The following is a 20,316-nucleotide window of genomic DNA, read 5'->3' as shown; positions in this document are numbered from 1 at the left end:
CCCCGAGCACACCGTTGAGCTTTGAGTTGGTGGCCGCATCTCAGCACGAATGGCCGGGCTGGCCAAGAGGGTGGGTGAAAGAATTCACAAAGTCATGGGGTGCGGAGGGCGCACATCGATCTTCGTCCACCACCCCCCGGGCTTCGCCCCGCCGGCACCAACTCGCCGCCCGTGGGCGCTAACTCATCCGCAGCGCCAGGAAGAAGTCCAGCTTGTCCTCCAGGCGGGACAGGTCCCGGCTCGTCAACTGCTCGATACGGCCCACCCGGTAGCGCAGTGTGTTGACGTGCAGGTGGAGGCGGGCCGCGCAGCGGGTCCAGGAGCCGTCGCACTCCAGGAACGCCTCCAGGGTGGGGATCAGCTCGGCGCGGTGGCGGCGGTCGTAGTCGCGCAGCGGGTCCAGGAGGCGGGCGGTGAAGGCGCGGCGGACGTCGTCGGGGACGAAGGGCAGCAGCAGGACGTGGGAGGCCAGCTCCTGGTGGCCGGCCGCGCAGACCCGGCCGGGGCGGGCCGCCGCCACCCGGCGGGCGTGCCGGGCCTCCTCCAGGGCGCCCCGCAGGCCCTCCGCCGAGTGCACGGACGCGCTGACGCCGAGGGTGAGCCGCCCGTCGCCGTCGAGGCCGGCCGACAGCGGGTCCCGTACGGCGGCGAGCAGGGTGTCGGCGTGGATGCCGGACTCGGAGCCGTCGTGCTCCGTCGAGACGGCGGGCAGCGGGACGAGCGCGATGGCCTCGTCACCCGTGTGGGCGACGGCGATCCGGTCCGAGTGCTCGGGGCCGGTCGCCAGGGGGTCCACGAGGATCTCCTCCAGCAGCGCCTGCGCCACCGGCCCCCCGTCGATCCCGTCCGCCCGTCGCCCGCCATCGTTCTCGCCCGCGGGGCCCTGCTCCTCCCACTCGACCCTCGCCACGACGACCTGCCAGTGCGGGGCCGCCCCGAGGCCCGGCAGGAGCACCGGTGCGGCGACCCGCAGCCGGGCCGCGATCTCGGCGGGCGCCGAACCCGCCTGCACCAGCTCCAGGACCTCCTGGGCGAGCCGGCGCCGTACCGTGCGGGCCGCGTCACGGCGGTCTCGCTCGACGGCGATCAGCTGAGTCACGCCGTGCAGCAGGTCGAGCCGCTCGGCGGGCCAGTCCCCGGCGTCGGCCTCGACGGCGAGCAGCCAGTCGGACAGCACCGTCTCGCGCACGTCACGGGCGGCGGCGTTCCCGGAGCGGCCCGCGCCGCTGATCGGGAACAGCGAGTACGTGGTCGTGCCGACCCCCACCCGGTACGGCCCGCGCCGCCCCGTGCGCGCCGCCGCCAGGTGCTCGCCGGCCAGCCGCGCGCACAGCTCGGCGGGCAGGGACGGCCCCGCGACCTTGGGGCCCGCGATGAGGCGGCCGGTGGGGGAGAGGACCCACGCCCGCAGGTCCAGGTCGGAGCCGAGCAGATCGAGGACGACGTCCGGGCCGCCGCCCGCCGGGCCGGACGTCATCATCCGGCGGTGGCGGTCCACCACGGCCGCCAGGTCCCCGGCGCGCTCGCCGGAGACCTGCCGCACGACGTGCTCGGTGATCGTCGCGAAGGCCACCGACTCGTTGACCGCCAGCAGCGGCAGCCGGTGCCGGGCGCAGGCCACGACGAGGTCCTCGGGGACATCGCCCAGCTCGGCCTCGCCGGCCGCCAGGGCGGTGACACCGGCGCCGACGAGGATCCGTACGAAGGGTTCGGAGTCGGTGGCGTCATGGCGCCAGGCGAGGCCGGTGAGCACCAGCTCGCCGCCGGAGAGGTAGCGGCTGGGGTCCCGCAGGTCGGTGGTCATCACACCCCGCACGGGGCGGTCCAGCTCGTCCTCGCCGCCGAGCAGCCGCAGACCCAGCGCGTCGGTGTCCAGCAGTGCGCGCAGGCGCATTCTCGTCGCCGCCGTTCCTGTCTCGAAATCTATGGTCGGTTCGCCCGGGGGGCGACCCGGTGGCTTCCGGAGGAGGGTGGTTACGGAAGGCCGGGACACGTCCGGGGCGTGGCCTGGGACTTTCGAAAAACGACCCGCCCGGCTCCGGGTGTGTGCTGCGTGTTTCCAGAGCAAAACGAGGAGGTTGCCGATGGCCTCCGTTCATACGAATCTACAAGATACGCCCCCTGGCCAGGCAACTCCTTCATGGTTTCCGTGACTGACCGGGGCGGAGGAGGGCGCTGTGTACTGGTGTCGACCCCTCATGAACAGCACATGAACGAGCCGGGCCCGCCGCACATGATCTGGCTCAAACGGAACCACTCCGAGACGACCTGAGACGAAGAAGAGAGCCGGTCAGATGGACTTCCTTCGCCCCGCCAGCTGGGAGGAGGCGCTCGCCGCGAAGGCCGAGCACCCCACCGCTGTGCCGATCGCCGGCGGCACCGATGTGATGGTCGAGATCAACTTCGACCACCGTCGGCCCGAGTATCTGCTGGACCTGAACCGCGTCGGCGACCTCTACGAGTGGGAGGTCGGCGAGGAGACGGTTCGCCTGGGCGCTTCCGTCCCCTACACCCGGATCATGGAGCACCTCCGGCCCGAGCTGCCCGGCCTCGCCCTGGCCTCGCACACGGTGGCCTCCCCGCAGATCCGCAACCGCGGCGGCGTCGGCGGCAACCTCGGCACCGCCTCCCCGGCCGGCGACGCCCACCCGGCCCTCCTCGCGGCGGGCGCCCGGGTCGAGGTCGAGTCCGTACGGGGCTCCCGGCTCATCCCGATCGACGACTTCTACACCGGCGTCAAGCGCAACGCGCTCGCCCCGGACGAGCTGATCCGGGCCGTCCACATCGACAAGGCCGACGGACCGCAGCAGTACTCCAAGGTCGGCACCCGCAACGCCATGGTCATCGCCGTGTGCGCCTTCGGGCTGGCCCTGCACCCCGCGACGCGCACCGTCCGCACCGGCATCGGCTCGGCCGCGCCGACCCCCGTCCGGGCCAGGGCCGCCGAGGAGTTCCTGAACGCGGCGCTCGACGAGGGCGGCTTCTGGGACAACGGCAGGATCATCACCCCGTCGGTCGCCAAGCAGTTCGCCGAGCTGTGCTCCGCCGCCTGCAACCCGATCGACGACGTCCGCGGCACCGCGAGCTACCGCCGCCACGCCGTCGGCGTCATGGCCCGCCGCACGCTCATGTGGACCTGGGAGTCGTACCGCGGCAACGCCGCCCGCACGGAGGGAGCCGCCTGATGCGCGTCACTTTCACGGTCAACGGACGTCCGCAGGAGGCCGACGACGTGTGGGAGGGCGAGTCCCTCCTGTACGTCCTGAGGGAACGCCTGGGGCTCCCCGGCTCCAAGAACGCCTGCGAACAGGGCGAGTGCGGCTCGTGCACCGTCCGCCTGGACGGCGTGCCGGTGTGCGCGTGCCTGGTCGCCGCCGGGCAGGTGGAGGGCCGCGAGGTCGTCACCGTCGAAGGGCTCGCCGACTTCGCCAAGCAGCGCGCCGAGCACGGCGGTTGCGCCTCCGGCGCGTGCGGCACGGCGGACGCCGCGGCCGGGACCCCGCTCGACGAGGCCCGGCGCTGGGCCGCCCGGGGCAGCGACTCCCACACCGGCGAGGGCACCGAACTCTCCCCGGTCCAGCAGGCGTTCATCGACGCCGGCGCCGTCCAGTGCGGCTTCTGCACCCCCGGACTGCTCGTCGCCGCCGACGAGATGCTGGAGCGCCACCCCAGCCCGACCGACGCGGACATCCGCGAGGCCCTCTCGGGCAACCTGTGCCGCTGCACCGGCTACGAGAAGATCATGGACGCGGTCCGCCTCGCGGCCGCCCGGCAGTCCGAAGGGGTCTGATCATGGGAACCACCGGTCTGCCCACCAACATCACCCAGGGCTCCCGCACCAAGGGCGGCATCGGCGAGTCCACCCTCCGTCCCGACGGCACCCTCAAGGTCACCGGAGAGTTCGCCTACTCCTCCGACATGTGGCACGAGGACATGCTCTGGGGCCAGATCCTGCGCTCCACGGTCGCCCACGCCGAGATCGTCTCCATCGACACCGCAGAGGCCCTCGCCACCCCCGGTGTGTACGCCGTCATGACGTACGACGACCTGCCGACCGACGTGAAGCACTACGGCCTGGAGATCCGGGACACCCCCGTCCTCGCCCACGGCAAGATCCGCCACCACGGGGAGCCCGTCGCGATCGTCGCCGCCGACCACCCGGAGACCGCGCGCCGCGCCGCCGCCAAGATCAAGGTGGAGTACCGCGAACTGCCCGTCGTCACCGACGAGGCCTCCGCGACCGCGCCGGACGCGGTCCTCGTCCACGGGAACCGCACCGACCACCACAGCGGGCACGTCCCGCACCCGAACATCGTCCACCGTCAGCCCGTCATCCGCGGCGACGTGGCGAAGGCACGCGAGCGCGCCGACGTCATCGTCGAGGGCGAGTACGTCTTCGGCATGCAGGACCAGGCCTTCCTCGGCCCCGAGTCCGGCCTCGCCGTCCCCGCCGAGGACGGCGGCGTCGACCTCTACGTCGCCACCCAGTGGCTGCACGCCGACCTGGGCCAGATCGCGCCCGTGCTCGGCCTGCCCGAGGACAAGGTCCGGATGACGCTGGCCGGCGTCGGCGGGGCCTTCGGCGGTCGCGAGGACCTGTCGATGCAGATCCACGCCTGCCTGCTCGCCCTGCGCACGGGCAAGCCCGTCAAGATCGTGTTCAACCGCTTCGAGTCCTTCTTCGGCCATGTCCACCGCCACCCCGCGAAGCTCCACTACGAGCACGGCGCGACGAAGGACGGCAAGCTCACCCACCTCAAGGCCCGTATCGTCCTGGACGGCGGTGCCTACGCCTCCTCCTCCCCGGCCGTCGTCGGCAACGCCGCCTCCCTCGGCGCGGGCCCCTACGTCATCGAGGACGTCGACATCGAGGCCCTCGCCCTCTACACCAACAACCCGCCCTGCGGCGCGATGCGCGGCTTCGGCGCGGTCCAGGCGTGCTTCGCGTACGAGGCCCAGATGGACAAGCTGGCGGCGAGGCTCGGCATGGACCCGGTGGAGTTCCGGCGGATCAACGCCATGTCCCAGGGCGCCGTCATGCCGACCGGCCAGGTCGTCGACTCCCCGGCCCCGGTCGCCGAACTCCTGCGCCGCGTCAAGGCGATGCCCATGCCCCCCGAGCGGCAGTGGCTCGCGGCGGGCGAGGCGGCGGACGTGCGGGAGCTGCCGGGCGGCCTGTCCAACACCACGCACGGCGAGGGCGTCGTACGCGGGGTGGGCTACGCGGTCGGCATCAAGAACGTCGGCTTCTCCGAGGGCTTCGACGACTACTCCACGGCCCGGGTGCGCATGGAGGTCGTCGGCGGCGAACCGGTCGCGACGGTCCACACCGCCATGGCGGAGGTAGGCCAGGGCGGCATCACCGTCCACGCGCAGATCGCCCGTACCGAGCTGGGCGTCACCCAGGTGACCATCAATCCGGCCAACACCCAGGTGGGCTCGGCCGGTTCGACGTCGGCGTCCCGTCAGACGTACGTCACCGGCGGCGCCGTGAGGAACGCCTGCGAACTGGTCCGGGAGAAGGTCCTGGAGATGGGTCGCCGCGCGTTCGGCACGTACCACCCCGCATGGGCCACCGCCGAACTCCTCCTGGAGGGCGGCAAGGTCGTCACCGACGCCGGTGAGGTCCTCGCCGACCTGGTGGACGTCCTCGGCGACGAGGCCGTCGAGATCGAGGAGCAGTGGCGGCACCGGCCGACCGAACCCTTCGACCTGCGCACCGGGCAGGGCTTCGGCCACGTCCAGTACTCCTTCGCCGCGCACCGTGCCGTCGTCGAGGTCGACACCGAGCTGGGCATGGTCAAGGTCGTCGAACTGGCTTGCGCGCAGGACGTCGGCAAGGCCCTCAACCCGCTCTCCGTGCTCGGCCAGATCCAGGGCGGCACGACACAGGGCCTCGGCATCGCCGTCATGGAGGAGATCGTCGTCGACCCGAAGACGGCGAAGGTCCGCAACCCGTCCTTCACGGACTACCTCATCCCCACGATCCTCGACACGCCGACCATCCCCGTCGACGTGCTCGAACTCGCCGACGACCACGCGCCGTACGGGCTGCGCGGAGTCGGCGAGGCCCCCACCCTGTCCTCCACCCCGGCCGTCCTCGCGGCGATCCGGGCGGCGACGGGGCTGGAGCTGAACCGCACGCCGGTACGCCCCGAACACCTGACGGGCACGGCGTAACTCCGTTGGTCCGCCGGTGAGCTCGGCGGGTTCCTGTCTCGTCGGCGGCTGCGGGTGGTGTGAGGTCGCTCGCGCAGTTCCCCGCGCTCCTGAAAAGCCCCGGGCGCGACCCTTGCCGCCAAGGGGCGCGGGGAACTGCGCGACCAACCCCCACCCACCCGCGGTCGCCGAACGAACCGCACCGACCGAGCTCAAGCGCGCAGCAACCCCACCACCGGGCAACAGCCACACCCCACGGCCACCCGGCACCGCTCCAGCACCGCAGGTACCCCGTTCGTCTCGGGCCGTCCCCCGGGTCGGGCACCTTCCCAAATCCCACCGCAGCACAGCGCAGCGGCCGGGTGCCCCTGTGAACCTTGGGAGTAGCCCACATGACCCAGCAGTCCCTCCAGCCGAAGACCGACGCGTCAGCGGACGACGCGGTCGCGGAACCCCCCGTCCCCGCCGGCAGGTCCTCACTCGACCGGTACTTCCACATCACCGCCCGAGGGTCCTCCGTCGCGCGTGAGGTGCGCGGCGGCGTCACCACCTTCATGGCGATGGCGTACATCCTCCTGCTCAACCCGCTCATCCTGTCCGGCCCGGACGCCGCGGGCGCCACCCTCGGCCAGAAGGCCCTGATCACGGCGACCGCCCTCGCGGCGGCCGTCAGCACCCTGCTCATGGGCTTCGTCGGCAGGGTGCCGCTCGCCCTCGCCGCGGGCCTGTCCGTCTCCGGGGTCATCGCCTCGCAGGTCGCGCCGCAGATGACCTGGCCGCAGGCGATGGGCATGTGCGTGATGTACGGCGTGATCATCATGCTGCTGGTCGTCACCGGCCTCCGCGAGATGATCATGAACGCGATCCCACTGGCCCTGAAGCACGCGATCACCATGGGTATCGGTCTGTTCGTCGCCCTGATCGGCTTCTACAAGGCCGGCTTCGTGCACCAGGGCAAGGCGACCCCGGTCACCCTCGGCCCCGCCGGTGAACTCGCCGGCTGGCCCGTCCTGCTGTTCGCGGCCACCCTCCTCGCGATCTTCATGCTGCAGGCCCGCGGTGTGCCCGGCGCGATCCTGCTCGGCATCGTCGGCGGCACCGTCCTCGCCGTCGTCCTCAACGCCCTCGGTGCCATCGACCCGAAGCAATGGGCGGGCGGCGCACCGGAGTTGCACGGCAGCGCGGTGTCGATGCCGGACTTCTCGCTGTTCGGGCACGTCGAGTTCGGCGGCTGGGGCGACGTCGGCGCGATGACGGTCGGCATGATCGTCTTCACCCTCGTCCTCGCCGGGTTCTTCGACGCGATGGCCACCATCATCGGCGTGGGCACGGAGGCGGGCCTCGCCGACGACAAGGGCCGGATGCCCGGCCTGTCCAAGGCGCTGTTCATCGACGGCGCGGGCGGCGCGATCGGCGGTGTGGCGGGCGGCTCCGGCCAGACGGTGTTCGTCGAGTCGGCGACCGGGGTCGGCGAGGGCGCCCGTACGGGCCTGTCCTCCGTCGTCACCGGACTGTTCTTCGCCGCCTGCCTGTTCTTCACCCCGCTGACGGCGATCGTCCCCGGCGAGGTCGCGGCGGCGGCCCTGGTGGTCATCGGCGCCATGATGATGACCAACGCCCGGCACGTCGACTGGTCCGACCGCGCCACCGCGGTCCCCGTCTTCCTGACCGTCGTGATCATGCCGTTCACGTACTCCATCACCGCGGGCGTCGCGGCCGGAGTCGTCTCGTACGTCGCCATCAAGCTCGCCCAGGGCCGGGCGCGGGAGATCGGCGCGTTCATGTGGGGCCTGACGGCGGTGTTCGTCGTCTTCTTCGCGCTCGACCCGATCGAGAGCTGGCTGGGCGTGCACTAGGGGCCCCTAGGACGGCCCCGGTTAGGGCCCACGGCCGAGTATCGTCCGCGCAACCGCAATCTGTGAGGAGACCGAGAGATGCTGGACATCGCCGACGAGCTGCACCGGTGGGTCGGGCAGGGGCGCGACTTCGCCGTGGCCACCGTGGTGGCCGTCGGCGGCAGCGCCCCTCGGCAGCCGGGCGCCGCCCTCGCGGTGGACTCCGACGGCACGGCGATCGGCTCGGTCTCCGGCGGCTGCGTGGAGGGCGCCGTCTACGAGCTGTGCCGACAGGCGCTGGAGGACGGCGAACCCGTCCTCGAACGCTTCGGCTACAGCGACGAGGACGCCTTCGCCGTCGGCCTGACCTGCGGCGGGATCATCGACATCCTCGTGACACCGGTGCGGGCGGGCGACCCCGTCCGCCCGGTGGTTGCCGCCGCGCTCGCCTCGGCGGCGGGCGGGGAGGCGGCGGCGATGGCACGGATCGTCTCCGGCCCGGCGGAGCTGCGCGGCCGGGCCCTGCTGGTCCGCCCGGACGGCTCGTACGACGGCGGCTTCGGCGCCCACCCCGAACTGGACCGCACGGTCGCCGCCGAGGCCCGCGCCCTCCTGGACGCCGGCCGCACCGGCACCCTGGAGATCGGAGAGCAGGGCTCACGTTGCGGAGCGCCGCTCACGGTTCTGGTGGAGTCCTCCGTCCCACCACCCCGGATGATCGTCTTCGGTGCGATCGACTTCGCGTCCGCGCTCGTCCGGATCGGCAAGTTCCTCGGCTACCACGTGACCGTCTGCGACGCCCGCCCCGTCTTCGCCACCCGCACCCGTTTCCCGGAGGCGGACGAGATCGTCGTCGAGTGGCCGCACCGATACCTGGAACGCACGGACGTCGACGCCCGGACCGTCCTGTGCGTCCTCACCCACGACGCCAAGTTCGACGTACCGCTGCTCCGCCTCGCCCTGCGCCTCCCCGTCGCCTACGTCGGCGCGATGGGCTCCCGCCGCACCCACCTCGACCGCGAGCGACGCCTCCGCCAGGAGGGCGTCACCGACCTGGAACTGGCCCGCCTCCGCTCACCCATCGGCCTGGACCTCGGCGCCCGCACCCCGGAGGAGACGGCCCTGTCCATCGCCTCCGAGATCGTCGCCCACCGCCGCGGCGGCACCGGGGTCCCCCTGACGGGCGCGCACACGCCGATCCACCACGACGGCCCGTCGTCGGACCCGGCGGACGTGCCGAGCCTGAGGGTGTCCTGACGCCCCTTCAGGCTTCGCCCGACTTGAGACTTGACCGCCCGGGCGGCAGGGTTGACCGTCGGTGACACGGCAACAGCACGACGGGGGCGGACAGTTGAGCACGGTGAGCGTGGGGCACGGCACGGGCGAGGGCATGGACGAGGGCCCCGACGGCGCCACGGGCCTGGACGGCGGCGACGGAGGCACGGGCTCGGGCCTCGTCGACGGAGAGGCCGGTGGGGCAGCCGACGGCACCCGCGACGAGCGTCGGCTGTCGACACCCGCGACCACCCTGCTCGGTCTCTTCCTCCTCGTCGACGTGGTCTTCGTCTGCGGCGCCCTCGTGACCCTGTGGCCGGTGGTCCTGGCGACGGTCGAGCCGGGGGCGGACCCCGCGGCCACCGCCCGCTGGTCGCCGTTCGGTTTCGGCGACTGGGCGCTGACCGCGGACACGGCGATGCTGCTGGCCGTGGTGGTGTGCAGCGCGCTCGGCAGCTTCGTCCACGCGGCCACCTCGTTCGCGACGTACGTCGGCAACCGGCGGCTCTACGCGAGCTGGCTCTGGTGGTACCTGCTGCGCGCCGGTATCGGCGTGGCCCTCGCGCTCCTCGTCTACCTGCTGCTGCGCGGCGGCCTCTTCGCCGGCAGCTCCGGCGCCGGCGCCACCAACCCGTACGGCTTCTCCGGCATAGCCGGCCTCTGCGGCCTGTTCTCCAAGCAGGCCACCGACAAGCTGCGCGAGATCTGCGACACCCTCCTCAGCACCACCGGCGACGGCGACCGCGACCGCCGGGACGGCCTCGCCACCCCCCGCGACAGCACCACGGCCCCGAACCCCAGCAAGCCCTGACGCCCGACCGTCGCCGGCCTGGTACGGGCAGTCCTGTCGTCGCGGAGGGCCCTGGCTCTCCGGTCGTCACGGGCCGAGAGCGGACGCATGACAGCACCAGTTGATCACGATGACCGCACCACGAACGGGGAACCTCTGATGAGCGATGACATGACCTCCAGCGGCTGGGACGTCCTGGACGCCTCCCACGAGGCACTGCGCACGGCGGTCCGCGCCGTCCCCGCCGACGGCTGGCACCTGGCGACGCCCTGCGCGGGCTGGACCGTCACCCAGGTCTTCCAGCACGCCGTCGGCGACCAGATCGGCTACGCCGCCGCGCTGACCGGCGAACCCGGTCCCGACTTCAACCCGTTCGCCCCGTCGGGCGACCTGGAGGGAGTGGACCCGGCGGCGTTCCTGGAGGACGCCCTGGCACGCGCGGCGAAGGCGTGGGCGGGGATCGACCGGGACGCCGCCGAGGTGCCCGTGCCGGTACCGCCGAACAAGTTGTCCCCGTGGTCCGGTTCGGCGGCGTGCGGGCTGGACGCGGCGGTCCACGCCTGGGACATCGCCCAGGCGACGGGCCGACCCTCGCCGCTCACACCCGAGCTGGCTCGCCCTCTCCTCAAGGTCGCCAGGGAGATCGTCGAGCCACTCCGCCCCTACGGCGCGTACGCCGCGGCCCTGACCCCCGACGAGGGCGACGACGACGTGACGGTCCTCCTGCGCTACCTGGGCCGCGACCCTCGCTGGAGCGCCTCTTGACCCTGCTCGCGGCGAGGTAGGACGCCTCCGGCAGCTGGGTGCACGGTCGAGTACCGACCCGTGGAGGTGCTCAGCGCCCGGAGGGCGTCTCCCTCAACAACCCGTCCATCGCGCGCCCGAACATCCGCCGGGACAGCCACCCGAGGGGCCGGTCGCAGAAGCCCGGCAGCCGGTGGACGCGCAGTTCCTCGCGCCACAGGACACGCGAAGCGGCGGGGCTGGGCGCGGAGTCGGGTCCGGCTCCCGCCACGTCGCCGTGGGGACGGACCTCGATCTCGGCCCACCCCTTGACCAGGGACCCGTGCTTGACGAGCCGACACCGCCCCACCCCTCCGCCCTCCGGCGGCTGCCACACCACCACCTCCATCGGGTCGTCGAAGGCGAGGGGGCCGATACCGCTGCGGGCGACGAAGACCGTGCCCTCGGTGGTCGGGGGAGGCGTGCGGACGGTGACCTGGGTCAAGGGGACGACGTCGGCATGGCGATGCCAGTCGGTGAGACGCTGCCAGGCCACGTCGACGGGGAGGTGGGAGAGGCGTTCGAGGAGGAAGAGGACCACGAAGCCGATCGTAGGTGAACAATCGGGGACACGGCGGGCGCATCGAACCGTCCCGCCCTACGGACGATCACGGCACGCACTACCGGCCGGGAGCAGGCAAACCGCGATGGCTGGACCGTGGTCCTCCGGCAGCCCTCACCCCGACGAGGGCACCGTGCCGGCGGTGAGGAAGAACGTGACGGCGTAGGTGAAACGGCCCGTGCGCACGGCGTCGTCGAACTGCGCCACGAACCGTTCCGCCTCCCCGGGCTCGAGGTGCCCGTGCGCCGCGGCGGTGTGCGCCCACGTACGCATCCCCAGGACGTTGTCGGCGGCCGAGGGGTCGCGTACGAGCAGGGTCCGGGCCTCCGCGGCGATGTCACGCAGACCGCGGGCGGCGAGCAGCCCGGCATGCCGGTGGGCGAGGGTGCCGTTGCGCAGCGCCACGTCGGCGCGGAACCGCAGTACGCGGCGGGCGAGTTCCTGGTCGTCGATGTCCACGACCTGGGTGTCGTAGTCCGGGTCTGCCAGGGCGATACGACCGCCGGGCCGCACCACCCGCACCAACTCGTCCAGCACCCGGCCCGGTTCGGCGACGTGCTGGAGTACGCGGTCCGCCCAGGCACCGTCGAAACGGTCCGCCGCGAACGGCAGCCGATGCCCGTCCGCGACGGCGGTGAACGGCAGTCCCCGGTCCCGTGCCTGCTCGATCATCGTCAACGAGCTGTCCAACGCGACGACTTCGATCCCGTCCCCGGACCGAAGGGACGCGGCCGCGGCCCCGGTCCCTGCGCCGACCTCCAGGAACAGCCCGCCGCCCGCCGTCCGGAGCAGATCCCGCAACCGCCGTTTGTAGGCGGCGTAGAACGGCTCCGCACTCAACCGGTCCAGTACCCCGACCCATTCGTCCGGCCGGAGTTGCGCGTCCACCGACGTGAAACCGTGAGCAACACCGTGATCGTCCATACGGGCACACTAGGCGGAGCGGCCCCACCGGTGACGCTTTCCGGTCGCCACCGTCTACCGTCGCCACCCCGCGTACGGCAGCATGAGCCCCGTCCGCACGTCCCGCCCCGGCCGGAAGGTGCACCCCGTGGACCGTGAACTGCACGCCAGGCTCGACGAGTTGCAGCGGGATCCGTATCCGCACTACGCGCGGGCGCGGGCGGCGGAGGGGCTCACCTATGTGCCGGAGCTGGACTCGTGGCTGGTGGTCCGGGACGCGGATGTGCGGGAGGTGCTGCGGCGGCCGGAGGACTTCTCGTCGGCCAACGCGCTGCGCCCCGACGTGATGCCCGCGCCCGCCGCCCTGGCCGTGCTGGCCGGCGGCTTCGGCGGCCGGCCGGTCGTGGTGACCGCCGACGGGGACCCGCACCAGGCGCTGCGGGCGCCCATCGTGCGCGGCCTGTCGCCCGCGCGGGTCGGCGCCGTCCTCCCGTACGCCGCCGAGCGGGCCGCCGCGCTCCTCGACGGCTTCGAGAAGGACGGCCGGGTCGAACTGATGGCCGCCTACGCCGGGAAGCTGCCCGGCGACGTCATCGGACGCCTCGTCGGTTTCGACCCGGCGGACGTACCGGCCCTGGTGCACGGCGGTCACCGGCTCGAAGAACTGCTCTTCCGGCCCCTGACGGAGGCCGAGCAGATCGCCGCCGCCGAGGACGTGGTGGCGATGTCCCACCGTGTCGACGCGTTCGTCCGCGCCCGCCGCGCCGCCCCCCGCGAAGACCTGGTCACCGACCTCATCACATCCGTCGCCGGGCCGGGCGACGACGAGCTGACGCTCGATCAACGCCATGAGCTGGTCGCCCATCTGCAGAACCTGCTCATCGCCGGGCATCTCACGACCACGGCCCTCATCGGCACGACCCTCCTGCACCTCCTGCGGCACCCCCGCCAGTGGGAGCTGCTGTGCGCCCACCCCGACCGCATCCCGGCCGCCATCGAGGAGGCCGCCCGGTACGACACGGCCCTGCAGGGCTTCCGCCGGGTCACGACCCGAGCCGTCACCCTCGCGGGCACCGAACTGCCCGCCGGGACACCGGTGTTCCTCGCCTTCGGCGGCGCCAACCGCGACGGCTCCCGCCACCCGGACCCCGACGACTTCGACATCACCCGCACCGCCGCCGCCCGCCACCTCTCCTTCGGCCTCGGCGTCCACGCCTGCCCCGGCTCTACACTCGCCCGCGAACAACTCCGCATCACCCTGGAGCTGCTGACCCGCCGCATGCCAGGGCTGCGCCTCGCGGACGATCAGCGGATCGTCATGCGGACGACCCTGATCCACCGCTCCCCGGAGACCCTCGAACTCGTCTGGTGACGCCGCCGGGCGGTGAGCCCCGACGGCGGACAAGGTCTCGCGGTGACTCCGCGGTCCCCGTCGGCCTTCGCCGACTCACACGTCCAGCAACTCCCGCGCGGCCACCGGCGCCCCCGTCTCCAGCGACCGGTTCGCCGCCAGGCCCGTCACCAGGGACCTCGCCCCGTCCACCGCGTCCGCGGCGCGGCCCAGCTCGTCGGGGACGCGGTCCGCGAACAGGTCGGCCAGCATCCGTACGTCCCCGCCGCCGTGCCCGCCCTCGCCCGTCGCGACCTTCACCTCACGCGGCCGCTCCCAGAACCGCCGTACGAGCAGCTCGGTCCGCCCGGCCTCGTCGCCGGTCTCCGTGCCGTGCAGGACGGGGCTCGCCCCGGTGACCCGGACGTGCGGGCGGGTCCATGTCGACTCCTCCACCAGCAGCTCCAGACGCCCCTCGCTGCCGTTGAAGGCGATCCGGTAGCCCTCCCAGGGCGCGTACGCCGTCAGGTGGTACGTCAGGGTCGCCCCGGACGCGTACCGCACGAGGACCGCCATGTCGTCCTCGATGGTGACGCCGGGCCCGAAGACGTTCCGGTCGCGGTGGTAGCCGTCCTCCCGCTCGGCGTCCAGGTAGAGCGCGCTGAGGACGGGGGAGTCGTCGAGGTGCAGGGCGAAGGGGTCGCCCTCGGCGGCGGGGGAGCCGTGGGCGCGGTCGTAGTCGCGGGCGAGTCCTCGGCGCCGGCCCGCCTCGTCGCCGTAGAAGAAGAGGCCGCCCTGGGCGAAGACGGTCTCGGGGCGGGTGCCGAGCCACCAGTTGACCAGGTCGAAGTGGTGGGTCGACTTATGGACCAGCAGCCCGCCGGAGTTCGCCTTCTCGCGGTGCCAGCGGCGGAAGTAGTCGGCGCCGTGCCGCAGATCGAGCAGCCACTCGAAGTGCACCGAGCCGACCTCGCCGATCTCACCGCTCGCGAGCAGCTCCCGTACGGCCGAGTGCACCGGGCTGTAGCGGTAGTTGAAGGCGACCCGCACCTCGCGGCCCGTCCGGCGGCGCGCGTCCAGGATGCGGCGGGCGCGCCCGGCGTCGGTGGTCATCGGCTTCTCGGTGACGACGTCGCAGCCCGCCTCCAGGGCCCGCACGATGTAGTGGTCGTGGGACCGGTCCACACCGCACACCACCACCAGGTCGACCCGCTCGCGCCGCAGCATCTCCTCGAACTCCTCGGCGGCGTACGCGGGTACGGGCACGCGGCCGGGGTGGTCGGCGGCGATCCAGGCGTTGTGGACGGCCATGCGGTGCGCGTTGGTGTCGCAGAGACCGACGAGATCGATCCGGTCCGCGAAGGAGCCCGTCAGCGCCTCGGTGAACATCTGTGCGCGGGCGCCGAGCCCGACGACGGCGGCCCGGCGGCGGCCCACGGAGACGGTGCAGGGGTCTTGTTGTGACATCCGGACCTTCCCTAGGGTCTCGTGCGGGGGGGGGAAGCGCTTTCTAGTGAAAGAGGTGACCCACTCATGCCCGGAAACAGGACAAGGAAGTCCTCCGCGACGGCCGTGGTCCTCGCCCTGTGCGCGGTGCTCGGCGGCTGCTCGGGCCCACAGGAGTCGGGCGGCGGCGGCAAGGTCGTCCTGCGCTACACATGGTGGGGCAACCCCGACCGGGCGGCGAGAACCCAGCAGGCCGTCGACCTCTTCGAGGAGAAGCACCCCGGGATCGAGGTGCAGACCTCGTTCTCCGGTTACGACGCCTACAAGCAGAAGCTGGCGACCCAGGCCGCCGGCGGTGACGCGCCCGACGTCATGCAACTCGACTACCGCATGATCGACCAGTACGCCTCCGGGGGCGTCCTGCTGGACTTCGCCGAGCAGCGGGCCGCTCTCGACACCGACGCGTTCGACACGGGACTCCTCGCCACCGGGAAGGTCGACGGCAGGCAGTACGCGATCCCCCAGGCCCGGGGCACCGAGACCGTCGTGTACGACGCGAAGCAGTGGAAGGCGGCCGGGGTCGCCCCGCCCCGCGAGGGCTGGACCTGGAACGACTGGGCCGACACCATGCGGGAGTTGGCGCGCAGGACCGGTGAGCCGGGCGGCACGGACCCCGGCTGGAGCGAGGACGCCTTCGAGGTCTGGCTGCGCGGCCGCGGCAAGGCCCTCTATACCGAGGACCGGCAACTCGGCTTCACGGCGGACGACTTGACCCACTACTGGACGTTCACCGACCGGCTCCGCCGGGAGGGCGCCGTCTCGCCCGCCGAAGAGACCACCCAACTCGACGGCACGGTGGAGAACACCCCGCTCGGCCGCGGCAGGGCCCTCTCCGACAACAACTGGGACGCCCCGGCCAGCGGCTACCTCGGCCTCCTCCCCGACGGCGAGGTCACGCTCGCGCCGATGCCCTCGGGCGAGGACGGCACACCGGGCCAGTACTTCAAGCCGTCGATGTTCATGGGCGTGGCCGCCGACACGAGTCACCCCGAGGAGTCCGTCCGCCTCGTCGACTTCATGCTGAACGACCCCGAGGCCGCGAAGATCCTCGGCGCCACCCGCGGCATCCCCGTCAACGAGACCCTCCGCGAGGAGATCGCGCCGGACCTCAAGGACTTCGACCGGACCATCTACGACTACCAGGCCTCCCTGGAGGGCGAGTTGAAGGCCCCGCCCCAGGCACCCCCCTCCGGCGACAGCGCCCTGCAGACCACCTTCCAACGCGACTACGACCAGGTGTCGTACGAGCGGATGTCCCCCCGAGAGGCCGCCGAGAACTACATCACCGAGGCGAAGGCGGAGCTGAGGTCATGACCACCACACACATGCCGACGACCCGACGGGGCGAGGGCGCCGCACCGCCCGTCCGGCCCGCCCGCAGGCCCCGACGCGAGGGCGCCGCCTGGGTGTTCCTCTCCCCGTGGGTACTGGGCGCCTGCGTCCTCACCCTGCTCCCGATGGCCGTGTCGCTCTACCTCTCCTTCACCGACTACGACCTGTTCAACGCGCCCAGCTGGGTGGGCCTGCGCAACTACACGCAGATGTTCACCGAGGACCCCCGCTACTGGCGTTCGGTCGGGGCGACCCTGACCTACGTCGCCATCGCCGTCCCCCTGCAACTGGCCCTCGCCCTCGTCGTGGCGCTGGCCCTGAAGAACATGCGGCACGGCAAGGCCTTCTACCGGTCAGCGTTCTACGCCCCGTCCCTCCTCGGCGCCTCCATGTCCATCGCCCTCGTCTGGCGGGCGATCTTCAACGACGGCGGCACGGTCGACCATCTGCTCGGCACCGGCGGCTGGGTCAACAAGCCCGGCTGGGCGCTGCTCGCGGTGGCCCTGCTGACGGTCTGGCAGTTCGGCGCCCCGATGGTCATCTTCCTCGCCGGACTCCAGCAGATCCCGGGGGAGTTGTACGAGGCGGCCGAGGTCGACGGCGCCGGGCGCCGGCGCCAGTTCCTGTCGATCACCGTGCCGATGCTGTCACCGGTGATCTTCTTCAACCTGGTCCTCCAGACCATCCAGGCCTTCCAGGTCTTCACCCCCGCCTTCGCGATCAGCGCGGGCAAGGGCGGCCCCGCCGACTCCACCCTCTTCTACACGCTCTACCTCTACGACCGCGGCTTCGTCGCCTCCCACATGGGTTACGCCTCCGCCATGGCCTGGGTCCTGCTGCTCGCCATCGGCGTGGTCACCGCCGTCCTGTTCCGCACGTCCCGCTCCTGGGTCTTCTACGCCTCCGAGGGGGACCGATGACCACCACCACGACAACGCCCGCCACCGCCACCGCGCGCAGGCCCTTCGCCTGGCGGCGCCTGGCTCTGCACACCGCGTGCCTGGCCGCCCTGCTGGTCATGCTCTACCCGCTGGCCTGGCTCCTCGCGACCTCGCTGAAACCGGCGGACGAGGTCATCGCGAGCCTCGACCTGCTGCCCGGCCGTCTGGAATGGTCCAACTACGAGACGGCCCTGGAAGGCGTCAACGACATCTCGGTCGGCAGACTGCTCGGCAACTCCCTGCTGATCGCGACCGGCGCGGTCCTCGGGAACGTACTGTCCTGCTCCCTCGCGGCGTACGCCTTCGCCCGCCTGCGATTCCGCTTCCGTGGACCGCTGTTCGCCTTCATGATCGCCACGATCATGCTGCCGCACCACGCGGTGCTGATCCCGCAGTACATCATCTTCAACCAGCTCGGCATGGTGAACACCTACTGGCCGCTGATCCTGCCGAAGTTCCTGGCCACCGAGGCGTTCTTCGTCTTCCTCATCGTGCAGTTCATGCGGGGACTGCCGAGGGAACTGGAGGAGGCGGCCCGGATCGACGGCTGTGGACCGTTCCGAAGCTTCTTCCTGGTGATTCTGCCGCTGACGCGCCCGGCCCTGATCACCACCGCCATCTTCACGTTCATCTGGATCTGGAACGACTTCTTCACCCAGCTGATCTACCTCTTCTCCCCGGAGAAGTTCACACTGACCCTGGCGCTCAGGTCGTTCGTGGACGCGTCGAGCACCTCGGCGTTCGGCCCGATGTTCGCCATGTCGGTCATCGCGCTGCTGCCGATCGTGCTGTTCTTCCTCGCCTTCCAGCGCTTCCTGGTGGAGGGCATGGCCAACTCCGGGATCAAGGGGTGAACGCGATGCGGACCGAACGGGAGCCGGGCGAGATCTTCGGACCGAGGATGTCGCTGTTCGCCGATGTGCTGAGCGTCGGCGTCGCCGTGGCGGTGGTGAGCCTGCCGCTGGTGACGCTGCCCGCCGCGCTGTCCACGGCGTGCGAGGTGCTGCGGGGCGTACGGGACGGGCGCCCGGTGACCGCCCGGCGGTTCCTCGGCGGGCTGCGGCGACGGTTGCGCTCCGGTGATGTCGCCGCCGGGCTCGTCACCCTCGCCGGTCTTGGCCTCCTCCTCGTCGACCTGGCGCTGGTCTCCGCGGGCCTGCCCGGCGGCCCCGCCCTCGGACTGGCGGTCGCCGCCGTCGGCGTCTGCGCCGCCGTGGTGGGCCTGCGGGCCTGCGCCCGCCCCGAGTCCGCCGTCGACTGGCCCGGCGCGGTGCGCGGGGCCGCCCACGACGCCGTGCGCGACCCGGGCGGCAGCGCCCTGGTGGTGCTGGCCGTGCTGACGGCCGCCCTGTGCGCGTGGATGCTGCTGCCCCTCGCGTTCCTCGTCCCCGGACTGCTGGCCCTCGCCCTCACCGCGATCGACGTACGCGGGGCGACCAAGGGGACCGGGGTGACGGGAGCACGCGGAAAAGAGGTCGCCTCCCAGGAGGGCGTGTGATGGGGTGAGGCCCGGAACTTGTCGCGTGGGACTGGGGAGCAGTGAACAGAAGGCGGCAGAAGAAGCTGTCCGTACGTCTCGTCCGGGCCGCGTCGGTCGGTGACACCGCCACGGTCGACGCGCTGCTCCGGGCTGGTGCCTGCCCCGCGACGGCCGACTCCGACGGCACGACGCCGCTGTACGCGGCGTCCGTGCACGGGGCGGCCGACACGGTCCGCCGGCTGCTGGCCGCCGGCGCCCCGCCCGACACCGAGAGCGGGCACGGCACGGAAGGCACGCCGCTGTGCGGGGCCGCCTGCTGGGGCCACACGGACACCGTGCGCGAACTCCTCGCGCACGGCGCCGATCCGAACCTCCGCGAGGACCACGGCACGGGCCGCCCCCCGCTCTACTGGGCGGAGCGCGGCCCCCACCCGGAGACGGCGGCACTGCTGCTGGCCGCCGGTGCCCACCCGCTCGACGGGACCGCGTGACGTTCGGGGACGCGTGACGGCCGGATGGGTGCTGTCACCCTTGCTGTCGGCTCCGGCCGACTCAGACCGCTATCGCGTACACCTTGCCCGCGTAGCTGCCGATGTAGAGCACGCCGTCGGACACGACCGGCGACGAGGGCGTGAAGAAGCTGTCGCCCGCCGAGAACCGCCACTTCTGTTCACTCGTCTTGACGTCCACCGCGTACAGGTTGCCGTCGTCGCTGCCGAAGTAGAGGACGCCGTCCACCACGGCCGGCCGTGAGTCGACACTGTCCGCCGTGGGGAACTTCAGGCGCTGCTTGGCGGTGACGGCGTCGACTCCGTACAGATCGCCCTTGTCGCCACCGACGTGGACCACCCCGTCGGCGACCGTCGGCGAGGAGGAGCCGACGGGGCCACCGCCCGGAAAGTCCTCGTACCCCATGCCGTCGGAGGCGTTCACGGCGTACAGCCCGTCGATGCCGCCGATGTAGACCCGCCCCTTCGCCACCGCCGGTGACGAGGAGAAGGTGTGGTCCGTGAGCGCCGACCACCGTTCCGTGCCGGTCGCCGCGTCCACCGCCCGCAGGCCGTCGCCGCTGCCGACGTACACGACCCCGTCGACCAAGGCCGGCGTGGAGTCCACATAGCTGGGCGTGAGCGCCGTCCAGCGTTTCTCGCCCGTGGCCGCGTCCACGGCGTGCAGCCCGTCCGCGCTGCCGGTGTAGACGACCCCGTCGGGGACCCCTCGGGGTCGGCCTCGACGACCCCGGCGGTGGAGAACCCGTTGACCTTGCGGGCGGCGCCCACCTCGCGGGCGAACCGGCGCCGGAAGTCGGGATCCTGGGCGAGGTCGGGCCGCACCACCTTCACCGCCACCGCGCGCCCGCTCGGCGAGGGCGGCATGGGGGCGGGTGTACCTGGGCCGGTCGCCGAGCGGGCGCGCGGTG

18 protein-coding genes are annotated in these 20,316 nt (G+C 72.3%); 13 read left to right on the top strand and 5 right to left on the bottom strand.

Going from position 1 to position 20,316, the window contains the following annotated elements; translation table 11 throughout:
- Positions 1–178: 178 nt before the first annotated feature.
- Positions 179–1,894 (bottom strand): PucR family transcriptional regulator, encoded by a 1,716-nt coding sequence (locus AOK23_RS22815; protein ID WP_055714543.1) that lies wholly within the window; start codon positions 1,892–1,894, stop codon positions 179–181.
- A gap of 400 nt (positions 1,895–2,294) precedes the next feature.
- On the opposite strand from AOK23_RS22815, the gene AOK23_RS22810 reads away from it, so the two are divergent.
- From AOK23_RS22810 to AOK23_RS22780, 7 genes are all read left to right on the top strand, one after another.
- Positions 2,295–3,185: an FAD binding domain-containing protein gene (locus AOK23_RS22810; RefSeq protein WP_055714542.1), complete on the top strand. Its 891-nt coding sequence runs from the start codon at positions 2,295–2,297 to the stop codon at positions 3,183–3,185.
- Positions 3,185–3,790, top strand: a complete 606-nt coding sequence (locus AOK23_RS22805) for a (2Fe-2S)-binding protein (protein WP_055714541.1) — start codon at positions 3,185–3,187, stop codon at positions 3,788–3,790. The genes AOK23_RS22810 and AOK23_RS22805 overlap by 1 nt, the downstream gene beginning before the upstream one ends.
- Before the next feature lie 2 nt (positions 3,791–3,792).
- Positions 3,793–6,180 (top strand): xanthine dehydrogenase family protein molybdopterin-binding subunit, encoded by a 2,388-nt coding sequence (locus AOK23_RS22800; protein WP_055714540.1) that lies wholly within the window; start codon positions 3,793–3,795, stop codon positions 6,178–6,180.
- 371 nt (positions 6,181–6,551) lie between these two features.
- Positions 6,552–8,015, top strand: a complete 1,464-nt coding sequence (locus tag AOK23_RS22795; RefSeq protein WP_055714539.1) for an NCS2 family permease — start codon at positions 6,552–6,554, stop codon at positions 8,013–8,015.
- 78 nt (positions 8,016–8,093) lie between these two features.
- Positions 8,094–9,251 (top strand): XdhC family protein, encoded by a 1,158-nt coding sequence (locus AOK23_RS22790; RefSeq protein WP_055714538.1) that lies wholly within the window; start codon positions 8,094–8,096, stop codon positions 9,249–9,251.
- A 61-nt stretch (positions 9,252–9,312) separates the two neighbouring features.
- Positions 9,313–10,080: a hypothetical protein gene (locus tag AOK23_RS22785; RefSeq protein WP_240496503.1), complete on the top strand. Its 768-nt coding sequence runs from the start codon at positions 9,313–9,315 to the stop codon at positions 10,078–10,080.
- 138 nt (positions 10,081–10,218) lie between these two features.
- Positions 10,219–10,824 (top strand): TIGR03086 family metal-binding protein, encoded by a 606-nt coding sequence (locus AOK23_RS22780; protein ID WP_055714536.1) that lies wholly within the window; start codon positions 10,219–10,221, stop codon positions 10,822–10,824.
- Between the two features lie 70 nt (positions 10,825–10,894).
- On the opposite strand, the gene AOK23_RS22775 is transcribed toward AOK23_RS22780, so the two are convergent.
- Both AOK23_RS22775 and AOK23_RS22770 read right to left on the bottom strand, forming a co-directional pair.
- Entirely contained in the window at positions 10,895–11,383 is a 489-nt protein-coding gene (locus AOK23_RS22775; protein WP_055714535.1) for a hypothetical protein, read from the bottom strand.
- Positions 11,384–11,518: 135 nt separating this feature from the next.
- Positions 11,519–12,328, bottom strand: a complete 810-nt coding sequence (locus AOK23_RS22770; protein WP_055714534.1) for a methyltransferase domain-containing protein — start codon at positions 12,326–12,328, stop codon at positions 11,519–11,521.
- A 127-nt stretch (positions 12,329–12,455) separates the two neighbouring features.
- On the opposite strand from AOK23_RS22770, the gene AOK23_RS22765 reads away from it, so the two are divergent.
- A complete protein-coding gene (locus AOK23_RS22765; protein ID WP_055714533.1) occupies positions 12,456–13,679 on the top strand; it encodes a cytochrome P450 in 1,224 nt (407 codons plus the stop codon).
- A gap of 75 nt (positions 13,680–13,754) precedes the next feature.
- Here the strand turns inward: AOK23_RS22765 and AOK23_RS22760 are convergent, their stop codons facing one another.
- Entirely contained in the window at positions 13,755–15,104 is a 1,350-nt protein-coding gene (locus tag AOK23_RS22760; RefSeq protein ID WP_055714532.1) for a Gfo/Idh/MocA family protein, read from the bottom strand.
- 66 nt (positions 15,105–15,170) lie between these two features.
- On the opposite strand from AOK23_RS22760, the gene AOK23_RS22755 reads away from it, so the two are divergent.
- From AOK23_RS22755 to AOK23_RS22735, 5 genes are read left to right on the top strand one after another with little or no spacing between them, the layout of a single operon-like run.
- Entirely contained in the window at positions 15,171–16,457 is a 1,287-nt protein-coding gene (locus AOK23_RS22755; RefSeq protein WP_055714531.1) for an ABC transporter substrate-binding protein, read from the top strand.
- Positions 16,454–17,395: a carbohydrate ABC transporter permease gene (locus tag AOK23_RS22750; RefSeq protein ID WP_055714530.1), complete on the top strand. Its 942-nt coding sequence runs from the start codon at positions 16,454–16,456 to the stop codon at positions 17,393–17,395. Before AOK23_RS22755 ends, AOK23_RS22750 begins: the two co-directional genes overlap by 4 nt.
- On the top strand, positions 17,392–18,270 hold the full coding sequence (locus AOK23_RS22745) for a carbohydrate ABC transporter permease (protein ID WP_055714529.1): 879 nt from the start codon (positions 17,392–17,394) through the stop codon (positions 18,268–18,270). Before AOK23_RS22750 ends, AOK23_RS22745 begins: the two co-directional genes overlap by 4 nt.
- A 5-nt stretch (positions 18,271–18,275) precedes the next feature.
- Positions 18,276–18,914 carry a hypothetical protein gene (locus AOK23_RS22740; protein ID WP_055714547.1) on the top strand — a complete coding sequence of 213 codons (639 nt, stop codon included), beginning with the start codon at positions 18,276–18,278 and terminating at the stop codon, positions 18,912–18,914.
- Between the two features lie 41 nt (positions 18,915–18,955).
- Complete coding sequence (locus AOK23_RS22735; RefSeq protein ID WP_055714528.1) at positions 18,956–19,387, top strand: ankyrin repeat domain-containing protein; 432 nt, start codon at positions 18,956–18,958, stop codon at positions 19,385–19,387.
- A 61-nt stretch (positions 19,388–19,448) separates the two neighbouring features.
- On the opposite strand, the gene AOK23_RS51675 is transcribed toward AOK23_RS22735, so the two are convergent.
- A complete protein-coding gene (locus AOK23_RS51675; RefSeq protein WP_338056501.1) occupies positions 19,449–20,072 on the bottom strand; it encodes a PQQ-binding-like beta-propeller repeat protein in 624 nt (207 codons plus the stop codon).
- Positions 20,073–20,316 lie beyond the last annotated feature (244 nt).

It is taken from the genome of Streptomyces torulosus (assembly GCF_001419765.1).
Taxonomy (GTDB): domain Bacteria; phylum Actinomycetota; class Actinomycetes; order Streptomycetales; family Streptomycetaceae; genus Streptomyces; species Streptomyces torulosus.
The sequence above is the reverse complement of the archived record's forward strand: the minus strand, read 5'-3'. Positions and strand labels throughout refer to the sequence as shown.